At 36.3% G+C, this 15,689-nt stretch carries 16 protein-coding genes and 1 pseudogene; 9 read left to right on the top strand and 8 right to left on the bottom strand.

All coding sequences use genetic code 11. The features are described 5' to 3' along the window. A pseudogene (locus tag M0Q17_RS02650) lies at positions 1–164 on the bottom strand (carboxy-S-adenosyl-L-methionine synthase CmoA); the annotation flags it as partial. An 83-nt stretch (positions 165–247) separates the two neighbouring features. Between M0Q17_RS02650 and M0Q17_RS02645 the strand changes: the two are divergent. Continuing rightward, complete coding sequence (locus M0Q17_RS02645) at positions 248–592, top strand: hypothetical protein (protein ID WP_295083019.1); 345 nt, start codon at positions 248–250, stop codon at positions 590–592. Between the two features lie 36 nt (positions 593–628). Here the strand turns inward: M0Q17_RS02645 and fbaA are convergent, their stop codons facing one another. Beyond that, the gene (gene fbaA, locus M0Q17_RS02640) at positions 629–1,702 is read right to left on the bottom strand and encodes a class II fructose-bisphosphate aldolase (protein WP_295083017.1); all 1,074 of its coding nucleotides are present in this window, start codon (positions 1,700–1,702) and stop codon (positions 629–631) included. A gap of 113 nt (positions 1,703–1,815) precedes the next feature. Between fbaA and M0Q17_RS02635 the strand changes: the two genes are divergently transcribed. From M0Q17_RS02635 to M0Q17_RS02600, 8 genes are all read left to right on the top strand, one after another. Beyond that, the gene (locus M0Q17_RS02635; RefSeq protein ID WP_295083015.1) at positions 1,816–2,502 is read left to right on the top strand and encodes a hypothetical protein; all 687 of its coding nucleotides are present in this window, start codon (positions 1,816–1,818) and stop codon (positions 2,500–2,502) included. Continuing rightward, positions 2,483–4,156: a flagellar assembly protein A gene (locus M0Q17_RS02630; protein ID WP_295083013.1), complete on the top strand. Its 1,674-nt coding sequence runs from the start codon at positions 2,483–2,485 to the stop codon at positions 4,154–4,156. Before M0Q17_RS02635 ends, M0Q17_RS02630 begins: the two co-directional genes overlap by 20 nt. Positions 4,157–4,364: 208 nt before the next feature. Next, positions 4,365–4,604, top strand: a complete 240-nt coding sequence (locus M0Q17_RS02625; RefSeq protein ID WP_295083011.1) for an XRE family transcriptional regulator — start codon at positions 4,365–4,367, stop codon at positions 4,602–4,604. Between the two features lie 4 nt (positions 4,605–4,608). Further along, positions 4,609–4,842 (top strand): hypothetical protein, encoded by a 234-nt coding sequence (locus M0Q17_RS02620; RefSeq protein ID WP_295083009.1) that lies wholly within the window; start codon positions 4,609–4,611, stop codon positions 4,840–4,842. A gap of 96 nt (positions 4,843–4,938) precedes the next feature. Beyond that, positions 4,939–5,223, top strand: a complete 285-nt coding sequence (locus M0Q17_RS02615) for an HU family DNA-binding protein (protein WP_294930233.1) — start codon at positions 4,939–4,941, stop codon at positions 5,221–5,223. Between the two features lie 160 nt (positions 5,224–5,383). After that, positions 5,384–5,914 carry a peptidylprolyl isomerase gene (locus M0Q17_RS02610; protein ID WP_295083007.1) on the top strand — a complete coding sequence of 177 codons (531 nt, stop codon included), beginning with the start codon at positions 5,384–5,386 and terminating at the stop codon, positions 5,912–5,914. A gap of 71 nt (positions 5,915–5,985) precedes the next feature. Then, positions 5,986–7,635 (top strand): inorganic phosphate transporter, encoded by a 1,650-nt coding sequence (locus M0Q17_RS02605; protein WP_295083004.1) that lies wholly within the window; start codon positions 5,986–5,988, stop codon positions 7,633–7,635. Positions 7,636–7,663: 28 nt separating this feature from the next. Further along, on the top strand, positions 7,664–8,161 hold the full coding sequence (locus M0Q17_RS02600) for a protein disulfide oxidoreductase (protein WP_295083002.1): 498 nt from the start codon (positions 7,664–7,666) through the stop codon (positions 8,159–8,161). Between the two features lie 55 nt (positions 8,162–8,216). Here M0Q17_RS02600 and M0Q17_RS02595 read toward each other — a convergent pair whose 3' ends face one another. The 6 genes from M0Q17_RS02595 to M0Q17_RS02570 form a co-directional block, all read right to left on the bottom strand. Beyond that, on the bottom strand, positions 8,217–11,633 hold the full coding sequence (locus tag M0Q17_RS02595; RefSeq protein WP_295082999.1) for a molybdopterin-dependent oxidoreductase: 3,417 nt from the start codon (positions 11,631–11,633) through the stop codon (positions 8,217–8,219). A 13-nt stretch (positions 11,634–11,646) separates the two neighbouring features. Further along, positions 11,647–12,546, bottom strand: a complete 900-nt coding sequence (gene nrfD, locus M0Q17_RS02590; protein WP_295082997.1) for an NrfD/PsrC family molybdoenzyme membrane anchor subunit — start codon at positions 12,544–12,546, stop codon at positions 11,647–11,649. After that, positions 12,546–13,184: a 4Fe-4S dicluster domain-containing protein gene (locus M0Q17_RS02585; protein ID WP_295082995.1), complete on the bottom strand. Its 639-nt coding sequence runs from the start codon at positions 13,182–13,184 to the stop codon at positions 12,546–12,548. The genes nrfD and M0Q17_RS02585 overlap by 1 nt, the downstream gene beginning before the upstream one ends. 212 nt (positions 13,185–13,396) lie before the next feature. Further along, positions 13,397–14,689, bottom strand: a complete 1,293-nt coding sequence (gene hisD, locus M0Q17_RS02580) for a histidinol dehydrogenase (RefSeq protein ID WP_295082993.1) — start codon at positions 14,687–14,689, stop codon at positions 13,397–13,399. Beyond that, positions 14,686–15,108 (bottom strand): DUF255 domain-containing protein, encoded by a 423-nt coding sequence (locus M0Q17_RS02575; protein ID WP_295082991.1) that lies wholly within the window; start codon positions 15,106–15,108, stop codon positions 14,686–14,688. The genes hisD and M0Q17_RS02575 overlap by 4 nt, the downstream gene beginning before the upstream one ends. Further along, positions 15,101–15,589: a shikimate kinase gene (locus tag M0Q17_RS02570; protein WP_295083023.1), complete on the bottom strand. Its 489-nt coding sequence runs from the start codon at positions 15,587–15,589 to the stop codon at positions 15,101–15,103. The genes M0Q17_RS02575 and M0Q17_RS02570 overlap by 8 nt, the downstream gene beginning before the upstream one ends. Positions 15,590–15,689 lie beyond the last annotated feature (100 nt).

The following is a 15,689-nucleotide window of genomic DNA, read 5'->3' as shown; positions in this document are numbered from 1 at the left end:
ACTCCTCCATTTTCAAGCTGCTTAAGGGCAAAAAACTCCGTAATGTTTTGTGACTCTTTATAAAAAGGCACGCTTCTTTGGAGCATATCATCAAAGACGGCAGCAACCTCTTCATCAAATTCAAACTGTTTTTTTATTGGCTTTGTAAATACTTTATCATTCATTTTTCATTTCCTAGGCTGAAATTTTAACCAAAATATTATGATACTATTCCTATAATTCATCAAAAAACTAAAAGGATAAATATATGGGCATCTCAACATCATCACTTATGCTGATATTTTTTATACTACTTTTTGTAGTTAGCTTTTGGAAAATATATGCATTTTTACCAAACAAACAGCTAGAAGATGACGACACAACAAAAGAGGCTCAAGAACAACTTCAACATCTAATGATAAAAGCTATAAAACAAAAGAGTGGAGATTTGGACAGCAAAGAGCTATATGAGCTTATAATCGCTGATGAAGAGTTTGATAAAAGACGGTTTTGGAGATTCAATCAAAACAGATTAAACAAGCTGCTTGCCCTGTTTTTTTTGCAAAATCCGCATCTCAAAAATATCAAGGATATATATAAGAGCGGAAATTAAAATATAATATGCAGGAGTCTGTGCATATTATAAATTTTAGTTTCTGCCTATCGCGTTAAGATCTGAGAATGCAACCTCTACTCTATTTACCAAAGTAAGCTGTCCAGCTCTTAACCATTTTCTTGGATCATAGTAGTTTTTATTAGGCTTATCTTCCCCCTGAGGATTTCCAATTTGCCCCTGAAGATACTCCCTATTTTTCTCATAATACTCTTTAACGCCTATCCATGTAGCCCACTGTGTGTCGGTATCGATATTCATCTTTATTACGCCATAACTTATTGCCTCACGTATCTCCTGCAGAGTCGAACCAGAGCCTCCGTGAAATACGAAATTAACGGGCTTTGCGCTAGTGCCGAATTTGTCTTGAATATATTTTTGAGAGTTATCTAAGATTTTTGGAGTAAGCACGACATTTCCTGGTTTGTAAACGCCGTGAACATTGCCAAAAGATGCGGCGATAGTAAAACGCGGAGACACTTCGCTCAACTCTTTGTAAGCATATGCCACATCCTCCGGTTGAGTGTAAAGAAGCGAGTTGTCAATGCTTGAGTTATCTACTCCATCCTCTTCCCCTCCAGTAACGCCCAGCTCTATCTCTATGCTTATATCGATTTTACTCATTCTTTGGAGATACTTTTTACAAATAGCAACATTCTCCACTAAAGGCTCTTCAGAGAGATCTAACATGTGAGAGGAGTAGAGAGGTCTATTATGCGTTTTGTAATGTTTTTCACTCTCTTCAAGAAGCGCATCTATCCAAGGAAGAAGTTTTTTCGCCGCATGGTCAGTATGGAGGATAACGGGTACGCCGTAGCTTTGTGCCATCAAATGCACATGCATTGCACCTGAAACTGCACCTGCAATCGCTGCTTTTTCCCCTTCGTTACTTAAGCCTTTTCCCGCATAGTATGAAGCTCCGCCATTACTAAACTGGATAATTACGGGAGATTTTACTTTAGCCGCAGCCTCTAACACCGCATTTATAGAGTCAGTTGATACAACATTGATTGCGGGAATAGCAAACCCACTTTCTTTAGCATATTGATAAACTTTTTGCACATCATCACCAAATAACACACCCGGCTTTACAATATCTAAAATACCCATTATTAAACTCTTTTTATAAAATTTGTTCTGAATTATATTATAGGCTTCATTTAAAATAACTTTCATAAAAACTTTATTATGCTAAAATATCTAAAAAATGATCGGAAATTCAGATGAGACTAACAGTAGATGAATATTGTAAACATTTTAAGATGTCTAAAGAGATGCTCAACTCGAAGATTAGAGCAAAAAAACTAAATTATGTTATTGAAGAGGGTAAAACTTACCTCATAGTAACAGATAGCTCTCTTAAGAGAGATGCAAAAGAAGAGATTTATGAAGAGACAAAGAGCGCTGCACCTGAGAAAAACCAGATAGCAAAGCCAAAGACAACAGTGGCAATTGTTTTAGCACTCTATCAAAAAGAGAATAACTTTTTAAAAAACAAAATAGTGCAACTTGAGGCTAAAATAGATAGACTTATAGATGATAAAGAGCAGATGCTCCGTGCTGAGAGGGATAAAATAGAACATATTTACAGCTCGAAAGATGAGCAGCTAAAAAATATTTTAGAACTTGTAAATAAAAAGATACAATTTGAGCAAGAAGCAACTACTGTTCATACCATCCATGAAATTGAGAGCTTTGAGCATCAAGACAAAATTAAAGCTCCACACAATCTTGAAGTAGTAGAATTAAAAGAGTATTTAAAGCTTCTAAATCTTAAGTCATCGCAGAGAAAAATAATAAAAAAACGATTTTTAGATGCTTATGACAATGACATAAGAGTGATACATAAAGATGGCAAACTCTACTTAGACTTCTCAAAATACGACTATAGTGATTTGCTTGCTTATTAAAAAATTTAAAACAAAAAATATCAGCGCTACTATAAATAAGTTTGCCGCAGAAAACGACCGTTCTGCACTTGAGTTCTCATTTAACCTCAATGGTGTAGAGACCTATATAAAAACAGTTTCTGATGAGAGTTTTGTGCTCTACAACGAAGATATACGCAACTACTACAAAAACCATGACAAGATGGTAGATGAGCATGTTAGGATTAAACAGTTATATATCATAACAGTAAAACAGACTCCAAAAAAAATAGTAAAATTAAACTACAGTATAAACTTTTCCGACAACAACGTCTCTGCTGAAATCATTCTGCATCCAGAGTCGCAGATTCCTTATAAAAAATATCAGCCAAAAGAGATTTATCTGCTTTTGCTTAAGGAATTAAACAACATAAAAGCCATGAACGGTATTTTAATAAATATTTTTGACACGCAAATGAAAGGAAAACTAAAAGCCTTTGTTAAATATCTCTATGGCGGCAGATTTGTCAAAAAAGTAAAGATTCCTCTTTTTAACGGACTTGAACCTGAAATAAGAAGAAACAGCAAACTTATTATGCGCTTTTTGCAAAAAGAGACAAAACATCAATTTATAGAAGTTGATGAGGGGGAGGTTTTAGTCCAGTTTATAAAACCTATTTTTGGAAAAAACGGGCTTAATGTATTTGGCGAAATCATAAACAATACCTACGAAAAAAACAACGAAGATTTAAAGTGCCCTGTAGATGAAAATAGTATAGAGATTATTGAAGATGATGATAGAAAAATTTATAAAAGCAAGCTAAAGGGTTATGTCCATTTTAATGAAGATAGCTTTCGTGTCGATAACAAAATTAAAATGCAATTTCTCTCTCGTGTCCAAGAGAGCGTAGTAAAAGATGAAGCCAACAACATAGAAGTTATAATCTCTCAAAATGATACCTCTCTAGACAGTCTAGGAGAAGGTGTCATACTTACATCAGAGACAATTCATATAAATGGACATGTAGGCGCAAAATCGACCCTTAGGGCAGTCCATTTGACGATAGAAGGTGCGACACACAAAGACTCTACTCAAGAAGCAAAGTTCGCGACAATAAACAGGCACAAGGGAAAGCTCAGATGCAATAGCGCAAAAATAAAACTTTTAGAAGGCGGGGAGGTTCACGCTACAAACGTTGAGATAGAAAATTCTCTCGGCGGAACGATTTATGCAGAGAATGTAACTATAGATCATGTAAAGAGCAACCTAAAAGTTTATGCTTCCAACTCCATTACTATAAAGCGTGTTAGTGGAGAGGATAATCTATTTAAGATAAGTTACAAAGAGATTCCCACTTTAAGCAGTAGATATAATTTTATTACTCAAGAGATGGAAGATTTAAAATATAAACTAGAGGGGGCTTTAAAACACTCCCCTTTGGAAGTTCCTGTACTAAAAGAGGAGATTGATAAACTAAAAACTAAACAAGATAAGATTATAAACTGTACAAAAAATGCAAGAATAAGCGTTAAAGAACCTTTTAAAGGTTTAAATACTATCGCTTTTGTTTTTGCTAACGGCAATGAACTTATCTATAAAACGCAAGAGAAAGCTTATGAACCATTTTATATAGTTGAGTCAGAAAACTATATTACTCTTCATCCTACAAACAAAAGAATTGCCCTAGAATCATAAATTTTTTTCCTCTTTTTTAGTTTTTTCACTAAATTAGAGGATTTTTTTTAATAATATTATACGTAAAACCGTGTGTTTTAAGAATTATATATATTTTTATGTCTTATTTAATAGATACAATATCCTTTAATCTACGCGTAATACAAATTTATATGTATATTAACAATGATTAAATTTATAATTAAGTATTTTTTTCGTACAATCTTTCATGCAAATCAATGACCTATTTAATATTCTTCATAACTCATTAGAGTCTCAGAACAATGGAAAAAAGATATCTCTTAAAGATATGGCAAATTCATTAGGGATATCTATGCGTACATATCAAGATTGGAAACTAGGACGCGCCAAGCCGCAAGCTGCTATTACGGTTATGCAAATGTTAGGCAGACTGGAAGATGATGAAATCATTAGAACAGTAAGAAAAATAAATAAACTTAAGGATTGAACTTATGGGTACGCTTAGTAAACAGGAAAAAGATGCTTTAGAGGATGTGTTTTTATCTATACATATAGGCAAAAACAGATATGAAAAGGTAAAAGAGTTATCGCCTTTTATTATAGCTAGTGGTATCAGTAGCGTTGTTTCTAAACTACTCAAGCGTGCAAAATTCGGACTAAAAGAGAAGAAATATATGAGTTTTTTCTCTTTTTTTGATAAAAAGAAGAAATATTTAAGCAAATAAACTATAAAGTGTCTATAGCTGAATTACTTAACTTGTTAAATTGTATTTTTAAGTTTTGTAGTTTCGGAAAATCTTTATAAATTCAAGGGTAGATTTATGAATAAAGCTCAATTCGTTGAACTAGTACAAGCAAGCGGTAATTACAAAACTAAAGTTGAAGCTGAAGCAGCTATCAAAGCATTCACAGATGCAGTAGCGTCTGCATTAGTAAAAAAAGAAGATGTTTCTCTTGTTGGTTTTGGAAGTTTTAGCGCTTCCCTACAAAAAGGGAAAAGCGGTAAAGTTCCTGGTACCGACAAAACTTATACTACAAAAGATAAGATGGTTCCTAAATTTAAAGCTGGCAAAGGTCTTAAAGACCGCGTTGCTGCTGGAAAATAAAACTTCATTTTGTCGCAAATTTTTTGCGACAAAATTCTTCATAAAATAAACTTTCCTTTTATTTAAAATAATACTATTTTTTTTCAAAACAAAATCCTTGAGATTATTTATAATTTCAATAAAAATAGGTACAATATAATTATTATAACTAGGAGATAGAATGAAAAAAAATCTACTTATATTGTTAATACTTTTTTCCATAAATATTAATGCACAAAGCAGTGAGTCTTATGTTGTGCTAGAGACAACTCAAGGAGTAATTGAACTTGAGATGCTTCCTGATGTTGCTCCCCTAGCGGTAGAAAATTTTATGACACATGTAAAAAATGGCTACTATAACGGTGTTATTTTTCATCGTATTATCAAAGATTTTATGATTCAAAGCGGAGATCCTACCGGAACCGGCAGGGGCGGAGAGAGTATTTGGAAAAAAGATTTTAAAGATGAGTTTACGAACAAAACATTTCAAAAAGCAGGCATCCTCGCTATGGCAAACAGAGGTCCGCATACAAATGGCAGTCAGTTTTTCATAACAACGGCTCCAACCCCTTGGCTAAACGGCAGACACACAATATTTGGTCAAGTAAGCACACAATCACTAGGTATCATAAATAAGCTTCAAAATGTTGCTACAGCAGCAGATAGACCGATAGAGGAGCAAAAAATTATAAAAGCATATATAAAAGAGTAGCACTTATGCTACTAAATGATAGTTTATAATTAGTTTTACTATATAATCGCACCAACAAAAAAAGGTATTTAATGGAAATTCGTACTGTCGATAAAATTCAAAAGAAGGCACTAAAAAAGAGTGCTACAGATTTTACGAGGCTTGGATTTGCTCTCTTTTTTATGATAGGTGTTTTAACATTTAGTTTTTTAAGTAACGGTGGTGTTCCTAACAACCTGTTTCTTGCTGTAGCTGCGCTTATCGGCGCTTATATGGCAATGAATATAGGGGCAAATGATGTTGCAAATAATGTCGGTCCTGCAGTTGGGGCAAAAGCACTTACTCTTACTGCAGCAATTATAATAGCTGCAGTCTTTGAGACTGCCGGTGCACTTATTGCCGGTGGTGACGTTGTTAAAACAATTAAAAATGGAATTATTGACATCTCTGCTTTTGGTGGAAATGCAGATCAATTTATCTGGGCTATGATGGCAGCTCTTCTCTCCGCAGCACTATGGTTAAATTTTGCAACAATGATGCGAGCACCAGTCTCCACTACCCACTCAATCGTAGGTGGCGTAATGGGTGCGGGAGTCGCAGCAGCAGGATTCAGTATTGTCAACTGGACAACTATGGGAAGTATAGTCGCTTCATGGGTTATCTCTCCTGTTTTGGGCGGGGTTATTGCAGCAGTTTTTCTTTTTGCAATCAAAAAATCAATTATCTTTAAAGAGGATAAAATCAGCGCTGCTACGACCTATGTGCCGATTTTTGTTGCAATTATGTCTTGGGCATTTGTTACCTATATTATATTAAAAGGCGTAAAGCATATATGGCCTAATATATTGGGATTTCTTAACACTCTCCCCTTAATCTCGCTAGAGATAACAAATAAGCCATCTTTTGTTACTACTTTTACAATTGCTTTATTAGTGGCTATATCTGTTTATCTTTTTGTAAAAAAAAGAGTCTCCTCCAACACGACTGCTCTGCAAAACACAAGAGAATCTGTTAACACACTTTTTACAATTCCGCTTATTTTTGCAGCTGCTCTTCTTAGTTTTGCCCACGGTGCTAATGATGTTGCAAATGCCATCGGTCCTTTAGCCGCAATTAATGACGCTATTGTTAACGGCGGAGTCTCATCTGATGCTTCTATACCACTTTGGGTTATGGCTGTAGGCGCTGTTGGAATATCTTTAGGCTTAGCGCTGTATGGTCCTGGATTAATTAAAACGGTTGGCAGTGAAATAACAGACCTAGATCAGATAAGAGCCTTTTCTATTGCTATGGCAGCTTCTATTACAGTTATCATCGCTTCACAACTAGGCTTACCTGTAAGCTCTACGCATATAGCAATAGGCGGAGTATTTGGCGTTGGTTTTTTAAGAGAGTGGCTTTACATTAAAGATGAGAACAACCACACAGTTGAAGATGATATACTTAGTATTGAAGATGAAAAATTGACTAAAAGCGCATATGAACATGAGCTAAAAGCAGTAGAAGAGAAAGATGAGAAATCTCAAAATGATTACACTAGAATTGCTGAACTTTATAAGCTTATTGCAAATGAAAAAAAGATAATAAAATCAACTAAAAAGAGCATCAAAAAAGCTAAGAAAATACAGTATGTTAGAAGAGATGCAATTAAAAAAATTGTTGCTGCATGGCTTATCACAGTACCGGCTGCCGCAGTGCTCGCAGGGATGTTGTTCTTTACAATCAAAGGTATTATGATTTAGAAAAATGAAGTAAATTATAGGGATAGTAATGAAGCATAAATTTGTAAAATATTTTAAAGAGATACTCTTTTTTATTTTAGTTATGACTATTTTTGCTAACCTTTTAAGTTTCTATAGAAGTAGTGAAGTAAACAAAGAGCCTCTTTATTTGTCCAGCGTAACGCTTCTAAACAATACTCCATACAAACTTCCTGAAAACGAACCCGTTCTTATCTATTTTTGGGCCACTTGGTGCCCTGTATGTAAGGCTCAAGCTCAAAATATCCAAACAATTTCAGAAAATTACAATGTTTTAACCATTGCTCTTAAATCAGGAAGCGATGCAGAGATAAGTGAATATTTAAGAAGCCGTAACTTAGACTTTAAGGTTATAAATGATTTTAATGCTCAAATAACGCAAAAATATTCTGTTTTTGTTTTTCCTACTACTATTATATATGACAAGAATGGAGATGAATTTTTTAGTGATGTAGGTTATACAAGCACTTTTGGATTGCGCCTTAGGATGTGGTGGGCAACTCTATAAGAGTTTATAAATAAAAGGTAAGTAAAAAAGCCAGCCCCTTCTGGGGCCTATAGGCTTATTTAGTGATTTTAACTGTGTATGCCTCACGAGTCAGAGGCACCCAAGGACGTTTTACATGAAGAGGACGACGAAGCGTAGAGTTGTCATCTAACCCACGAGTAAGTTCATCTCTCCACCCTTCATAAACTTTGAAGTTATTATCATAATTTACAAAGATATCCCCTATCTTGTCGCCAGCTTGAGCAGGTTCTAAGATAACTTTTTGATGCCAACAATGCATACCTGAAATAGGGTCAGGATGTGCAGCAGCAACAGCATTTTGCCAAGAGCCACTTAAACCATCCCACCAGATATTTCCACTGTCTCTGTTGTAATCAGCAAAACGCTTAGCATGAAAAGGCTTGATGCCCTCTATATATTTGAGTTTACCGACCTTACCATCCATTTGAAGCTCTGCAGTTGGAACACCAAAGCTATTTATTCCGCCCGTTCCGTCATAATCTTCAATTTTAATCTGCCCTGCTGCCGTACCAACATTTTCAGGTGAGTGAGCCATAAATTTAGGGTCATTCATATTTCTCACAACAGGCTGAGAATCTACTTTACCGTCCGTTACGCCGTTTGGAATAGACACAGCATTTACAAGTTTCCAGCGACCGCCATGGTGCGAACAAGCTAATGTACCTGGCAAAACACCCTCTGTTGGAACTGCCATTGCCACAAAGTAACCAGACTCTAGTCCAGTTACACTATCTACAATCTTAACCCGGATAGCATCACCTCGTTTAAACCCTTGACGCGCTGCATCTTGAGTTGATATCCAGATAGGGTCATGGTTTTGCGAAATCTCCATCAAATGTTTAGAGTTTGCAGAACGTGTATGAATATTGTACGGTAATCTAAATACTGTATTTAACGCATACGAATTTTCTTCAGTCATATAAGAGTGGTTTACATGCGATACGATATGAACCATCTTCTTCTTTTCCTCTTCATTTCTTGGATAAAAAGGAATAGCATACTCTGGCCATTTCCAATCATCCGCCATCCACTCAGCAAAAAAGTCAAGTTTTTTATCAAGCGTTGCAAAACCTTCCATCTTCTTACCGTCAATTTCAATACCAATAGCTTTTTTATCGCCATGAGACTCAGCTGTCATAACGCCTGTGCGTTTGTTAATACTAACATGCTTTTTATCATATTTATGACCATGTGAAATATAATTTTCACCGTCATCTTTGACCTCACGCTCTTGTGGAGAGTAGATATGATTCTCTTCCATCCAAGCACCATGATCCCTCATATACTCATAAACAGGAAACTCTGAGTTTTTATATCTATCATCTGATGTTGCTGTCGCTTTAAGATTTGGTAAGTTATCGCCAAACGCCGCATCATACCACTCAGATATAGTAACCGGCTTTCCAGGATTCTTTTTAGATTCCCACATTGATTTTATGCTCTTTGTTTTTGCAGCATCTAAGAAAATATCACCTTTTGGATCAATATAGTTTACACACATATCAAACCAAAACTCATTCTCTTCCCATACTTCCCCAAGACCGGCTTTTATATGCGCTTCAAGCGTAGCACGATTAGGGTTATTAGGCTTCCATCCCATTTTTTCTAGAGCAACTCTCATAACCGGTTGGCGAAAAGATGTCCAACGAGCCGGCATAGTAGCTTCCGAGTGTTGGTCATGTCTCTCACCTGCAAGTCCAACAGGCAAGATATAATCTACATACCAATTAGTCTCACTCCACACTGGAGATAAGTTCATAGTAAGTTCCATTTTAGACTCATCTTTTAAAGTCTCTATCCATCTAAACCCGTCTGGGTTAATCCACACTGGATTATACATACGAGGAATATAAACAGATAGTTTTTGCGGAACACTAAAACCTTTGTCTATCCACTTTTTCTGCCATTTAGTATCTGAAAGAAGGTGAGGTAAAAGAAATGACATCTCATAACTTGACAAAGGCCACTCTGGCGGATATGTAAGTTCATTATATACATCTATTTTAGGAATATCAGCACCTCGTTTACCTTGACCAACCGTTGAACTTCCACCTTTACCAGCAACAGAGATAACATGCCAATGATGGAAAAATGTACCGCCCTCTGGTCCAATTGCACCGCGAAGAGCAAGTGAAAAATATCCTGTACGACCTGCCGTCCAGCCACCTCTATTTCCTGCAGCCGATGCTCTCCAAAAATATGTAGAAATAGCAGTTCCTGCCCATATAAACATATCATAGAGTTTTTCAAGTTTATAGGCAGGTACATGTGTCTCTTTAACGGCAAAATCAAGAGTATAAGGAGCATAAAGCTCTTTTAAGAGATCCATAAAATCTTCAAACTCATTACCTGCAGGAAGTTTTGATATATACCCTTTACTAACCATAAATTCAAGATATTTTCTATTATCTAAAAAAACTTCCCAATTTATCCATTTTTTGACAAAATCTTTATCTACTTTGTCTTCATTTAAAATTCTTTGCGTCAAATAAAGATAGATAGCAGGCTCCGTTCCTGGCCATACGGCAATCCAGAGATCTGCCATTCCCGCAGAATTAGATAAACGAGGGTCCATAACTACAAGCTTTGCTCCTTTTTTTCTTGCATCTGCTATAAATGATGCGGACTGTTGAAAGTAGTGCCCTGCATCAGCGGCGTGCGAAGAGTTTAAGAATATAAGTTTAGCATTTGCCCAGTCTGGAGAAGTTCTATCATCATTTGCGAAGTTAATCGTACCCGTACGACCATTTGCTGAACAAATATTAGTATGAGAGTTATAAGCATCAAGCCCTAGTGTATGCCAGATAGCAGGAACAAAACCATTTTCATTTGGTCTTCCGACATGAAACATTACTGATTTTTTTGAAACTTCATCCCCGTTTCTTATGGTATCGCCCATCTTCTTACCGATAGTTGTCATAGCTTCGTCCCAAGTAGTACGAATCCACTTACCCTCACCACGAGCAGAACCCGGAGCACGTTTAAGCGGGAATGCTATACGATCTGGGTCATACATTTGTGACTGAGAAGCATAACCTTTAGCACAGTTGCGTCCACGAGAAGCAGGATGAAGAGGATTACCCATATACTTTTTAACGGTAAATGATTTTTTATCAATCCAAGCTGTCAATCCACAAGAAGCCTCACAGTTTGAACATGCAGTCGGTACTATTGCATAATCATTAACTTCTATACCTTCAGGATTTGAAGCACTTCTAACACCATGACGATCTATACCGCCTCTTTTCCAGTCATTTCCATCTAGCTCTTTAAAATCATCCCACTCACTCATAGGAGGATAAAATGATAAGGAATCTGGAGTATTTGTAAACTTACTGTCGCTGATTGAATCTGCTATAACATCAGTCGTAAATACACCTTTTGCAATTGAGGCGCCTGCCACGGTAAATGCGGCACCTTTTAAAAATGTTCTTCTACTTTGTAAATACATTAAAATCTTCTCCCTAACTCATTGGTAATAATTGTGGAATCATCAGCCATACATGTTTGACCATAGCTAGACCCACCAACGCTAAAATAGCTGCAAGTTTTAAAATACTTTCACTTTTGCTAACTCTGCTTAACAGAATAAGAAGCATTGGTAAAAGATAAGCTATCCATTGACCTAGCCAGAACATAACCGTATATTGCCCATCGCCTTTGACATAATCAAGAACAGCAGCAACCTCTTCTGCTTTCATAGGTCCAAATATATACTCTGACATATATATAATAAATGCCATTAAAGCACTAAGTCCTAATACAACGCCTAATGTATTTTTAGCTTCACTGCTTAACTTATCTCCGCCAAGTAAAATCATAGTCGCAGAACCCGCTAGAAGTGCTGCTAGTATCATTTGAGCCGCTTCTGTAGGCATTTGCCATAGTTCACGAGCTGTACATTGAGCCATCAGAGCAGCTGTATAAAGAGTAACCGGGATTGCAAGGATTGCTACCCATAGTAGTAATTTATCATAAGCTTCATCATTTTTCTTCCATGCAAAAAACATAAGAAGGGTAAGAAGACCTAAGAATATTGTTGCCATCCATGCACCGACAGTAATTGACGATGTCAAATGAGAGTGAACAAATATATGCCACATTCTAAACGGTTGATGCAGGTCTGCAAGCGTAAAGAGTAAGAAAATATTAATAAAAATAAACGCAACTATAGCAGTTGAGAGTCTTAAGCTTTTAGCAGATTCCGGATGCATTCTAAGAAGCATAAAAAGCATAAATATTACGCCCGTACCTATACTTTTTGCCCACATATTTACTGTAACAAGCCAAGGCCATACGATTCCAGGAAGCGCTACGTCTAAAGTAACTACAGCATTTGTAGCTGCCAATGTTTCATGTACCATTAGTGGTGTCCTCCTACTGGAAGTGTTGTAATTTTAGTAAATAATGAGTGTCCGTCTATTCTGTGAGAAGCTAAAGGATTCAATGTGACATTACCGCCGCCAACATAGTAATGATGCGGATTTGTCCCTTTTTCAGGCTTACGAACTTGAATTCCGCCTTGATGCACTTGAATATACTTAGAAATATTTGAAGTTGGATCTTCTAAATCCCCGAAAATATTTGCCTGAACAGGACAAGCAACAACACATGCAGGCATCATACTTGAAGCAACGCGATGCGCACAATATGTACACTTATCTGCTGTTTGCGTTTGCGGGTCAATATAGATTGCCCCATAAGGACATGCCATAACACAACCTGAACAACCTATACAGCGCTCTTTGTCAATATTAACAATACCATTTTCAAGATAGTGAAGCGCACTAACAGGACATATTCTCTCACATGGTGCATTTTCACAATGATTACATCTAAGCGGTGTAAATGTTCTTCTTGTTTCAGGAAAAGTCCCCACATCTACATATTTAACACGAAGTCTCCATGTGCTAAGTGGAACTTCATTTTCCACTTTACATGCGATTTCACACCCTTTACATCCCATACACAGATGTAAATCAACCAGGAAACCTAATTGCATATACCCTCCTCAATAGTCTTTAAATAGACAAATATTTAGTAATTATAACTATGGTTAATCTTTATAACAAGACCTTCTTATCTTTAATAAAAAGGAGTTCTTACTACGAATATACTATCTATAAAAAGCTTAAATTAGTTATAAAAATGTGATAATATTATAATATTTTCTATAATTGGGAATATTTGAGAACTAAAAATTGGGCAGCACTTTTACTTCCTTAGTCTTACTCTGACTGACTGCTCATGTGCACTTAACCCTTCCGTTTTAGCAATTAGAGCACACTCTTCACCTATCTCATTTATTGCTCTTTGGCTAAAGGAGATTATTGAAGATTTTTTCATAAAATTTTCAACTCCAAGAGGGGAGTAAAATTTAGCCGTTCCTCCTGTTGGAAGTGTATGATTTGGACCTGCTACATAATCGCCTATCGCTTCTGGCGTATTATGCCCTAAGAAAATTGCTCCTGCATGTTTTATGCTAGCTAGCAGTTCAAAAGGGGACATTGTTGCAACTTCTAAGTGTTCGGGTGCTATCTCATTCATTAGCTCCACTGCTTCATCCATATCAGACGTTACAATAATTGCTCCGCGCTCCTCAATCGACTTTCTTGCAATCTCCTGACGAGAAAGCTTTTTTAACCAATTCTCCAGCTCAATCTTAACCTCGTCTGCTAATTTTTGCGACGGGGTTATTAGGATTGAACTTGCCATCTCATCATGTTCTGCTTGTGATAACATGTCAATCGCTATATGTGAAGGATTTGCGCTATCATCCGCCAAAATTCCAATCTCACTAGGACCTGCTATCATGTCTATGTTAACCTCGCCAAAAACCATCTTTTTTGCAGTTGCTACAAAAATATTACCCGGTCCCGTAATAACATCTACTTTGGGGATGCTTTGTGTTCCATACGCCATAGCCGCTATTGCACTCGCACCTCCAACTTTGTAAACTTCACTTACTCCGCATAGATGACATGCCGCAAGAAGAAGCTCATTTGGCTCATTATCCGGTGTCGGTGTACAGATGACTATATTTTTAACTCCAGCAACCTGCGCGGGAATAACATTCATAAGAAGTGATGAGGGATAAGCTGCCTTTCCTCCAGGTATATAAAGACCTGCGCTATCAACAGGAGTAACCTTTTGACCTAAAATAGTTCCGTTTTCTTCGGTATCAAACCAGGATTTAGGTTTTTGTTTTTCATGATACTTTTTTATTCTATCGTATGAGAGATGCAGAGCATTTTTTAACTTTTCATCAATATCGTTATACGCTTTTTCCATAGACTCAACAGATATTTTTAAATCTTCGTCGCTCTTTGGAGTCCATTTGTCAAATTTAATAACATGGCGCTTAATTGCATCATTTTTATCACTTTTTATTTCGGCAATGATACCTCCGACTATAGCAGTAACGGACTCTATATCCATTTTGCCTCGTCCAAGAAGTTCGCTAAAATCTGCTTTAAAACTACTGCTCTTTGAGTTTGTAAGAATCATTTTTCGCTCTTTTGTTTCTTAAACTCTTCTTCAACAACAAGGAGCGCTTTTAAAAAATTCTCAGCATTCATAGCACCCATAAGCGGTTGGTACATCGGTTCTTCACTTGGCATTAAAAACCAAATAGCAGGAGTTCCAGGTTGCCATAACTCACGCGGCATATAATCATTTTCATCGCTATAGGATATGATAGAGATGAAGTTTTTATTTAACTGCTCTATCACTCTTGCATCTTTAAATGTAGTTTCATCTAAAATAACACAATATTTGCACGAGTGTCTTGAGGAGACAAAAAGTACGGGTTTTTGCTTTTCTTGTGCATTTTTAATACCCTCATTATAATCTTTCGCCCAATTAATCTCTGCACCAAATAGATTAACCACAACACCAAACACTAAAATTATAAAAATATTACGCATGTTTTTTTACCTTTTCTAAAAGTTCCTTAGCACACTCAAGTGCGCTCTTATCAGTCACGTCAATCACAATATCAGCAACAGCCATATACTCCGGCAAACGCTCCTTATAGAGCTCCCTTGCCTTTTTCAAATCCTTTAACAGCGGTCTTTTTTTAAGTTTTTTTGACGCATTTGGATGATTTTTTATCCGTTTGAGTATTTTATCAAAAGAGGAGTTTAGAAAAACAACAACTCCTATATCTTTGAGATTATTCTGCTTAAAAAATCCACCACCTGTTGAAATAAGAGTATTTTCTACACAATTCTCAAGCCAATATGAGATTTTTTTCTCTAAATTTCTAAAATATACTTCACCCTCTTGCTCAAATATCTTCTTAATGGTTCTATTTTCCATACTCTCTATCAAGTCATCCGTATCTACCGATATATAATCAGATATTTTTATAACCTCACGGGCAACGCTGCCCTTGCCGACACCCATAAAGCCTATTAGAATAATATTTTTACGACTCGGCACTTAACGCCTCCTTACATTTAACTTTTAGAAGTGCTAACCAATGGCACTTTGCACTTTGAATTCT

Origin of the sequence: Sulfurimonas sp., assembly GCF_023229105.1 — a bacterium.
GTDB lineage: Bacteria > Campylobacterota > Campylobacteria > Campylobacterales > Sulfurimonadaceae > Sulfurimonas.
Note: the sequence above shows the minus strand (reverse complement) of the source record. Positions and strands in the feature narration are given on the sequence as shown.

Excerpts from the sequence above, each read along its gene's own strand:
- M0Q17_RS02595 (WP_295082999.1), bottom strand. The coding sequence starts at position 11,633 with ATGTATTTACAAAGTAGAAGAACATTTTTAAAAGGTGCCGCATTTACC.
- nrfD (WP_295082997.1), bottom strand. The coding sequence starts at position 12,546 with ATGGTACATGAAACATTGGCAGCTACAAATGCTGTAGTTACTTTAGAC.
- M0Q17_RS02645 (WP_295083019.1), top strand. The coding sequence starts at position 248 with ATGGGCATCTCAACATCATCACTTATGCTGATATTTTTTATACTACTT.
- M0Q17_RS02575 (WP_295082991.1), bottom strand. The coding sequence starts at position 15,108 with ATGCGTAATATTTTTATAATTTTAGTGTTTGGTGTTGTGGTTAATCTA.
- M0Q17_RS02610 (WP_295083007.1), top strand. The coding sequence starts at position 5,384 with ATGAAAAAAAATCTACTTATATTGTTAATACTTTTTTCCATAAATATT.
- fbaA (WP_295083017.1), bottom strand. The coding sequence starts at position 1,702 with ATGGGTATTTTAGATATTGTAAAGCCGGGTGTGTTATTTGGTGATGAT.
- M0Q17_RS02625 (WP_295083011.1), top strand. The coding sequence starts at position 4,365 with ATGCAAATCAATGACCTATTTAATATTCTTCATAACTCATTAGAGTCT.
- M0Q17_RS02615 (WP_294930233.1), top strand. The coding sequence starts at position 4,939 with ATGAATAAAGCTCAATTCGTTGAACTAGTACAAGCAAGCGGTAATTAC.
- M0Q17_RS02585 (WP_295082995.1), bottom strand. The coding sequence starts at position 13,184 with ATGCAATTAGGTTTCCTGGTTGATTTACATCTGTGTATGGGATGTAAA.
- hisD (WP_295082993.1), bottom strand. The coding sequence starts at position 14,689 with ATGATTCTTACAAACTCAAAGAGCAGTAGTTTTAAAGCAGATTTTAGC.
- M0Q17_RS02635 (WP_295083015.1), top strand. The coding sequence starts at position 1,816 with ATGAGACTAACAGTAGATGAATATTGTAAACATTTTAAGATGTCTAAA.
- M0Q17_RS02600 (WP_295083002.1), top strand. The coding sequence starts at position 7,664 with ATGAAGCATAAATTTGTAAAATATTTTAAAGAGATACTCTTTTTTATT.
- M0Q17_RS02605 (WP_295083004.1), top strand. The coding sequence starts at position 5,986 with ATGGAAATTCGTACTGTCGATAAAATTCAAAAGAAGGCACTAAAAAAG.
- M0Q17_RS02570 (WP_295083023.1), bottom strand. The coding sequence starts at position 15,589 with ATGGGTGTCGGCAAGGGCAGCGTTGCCCGTGAGGTTATAAAAATATCT.
- M0Q17_RS02620 (WP_295083009.1), top strand. The coding sequence starts at position 4,609 with ATGGGTACGCTTAGTAAACAGGAAAAAGATGCTTTAGAGGATGTGTTT.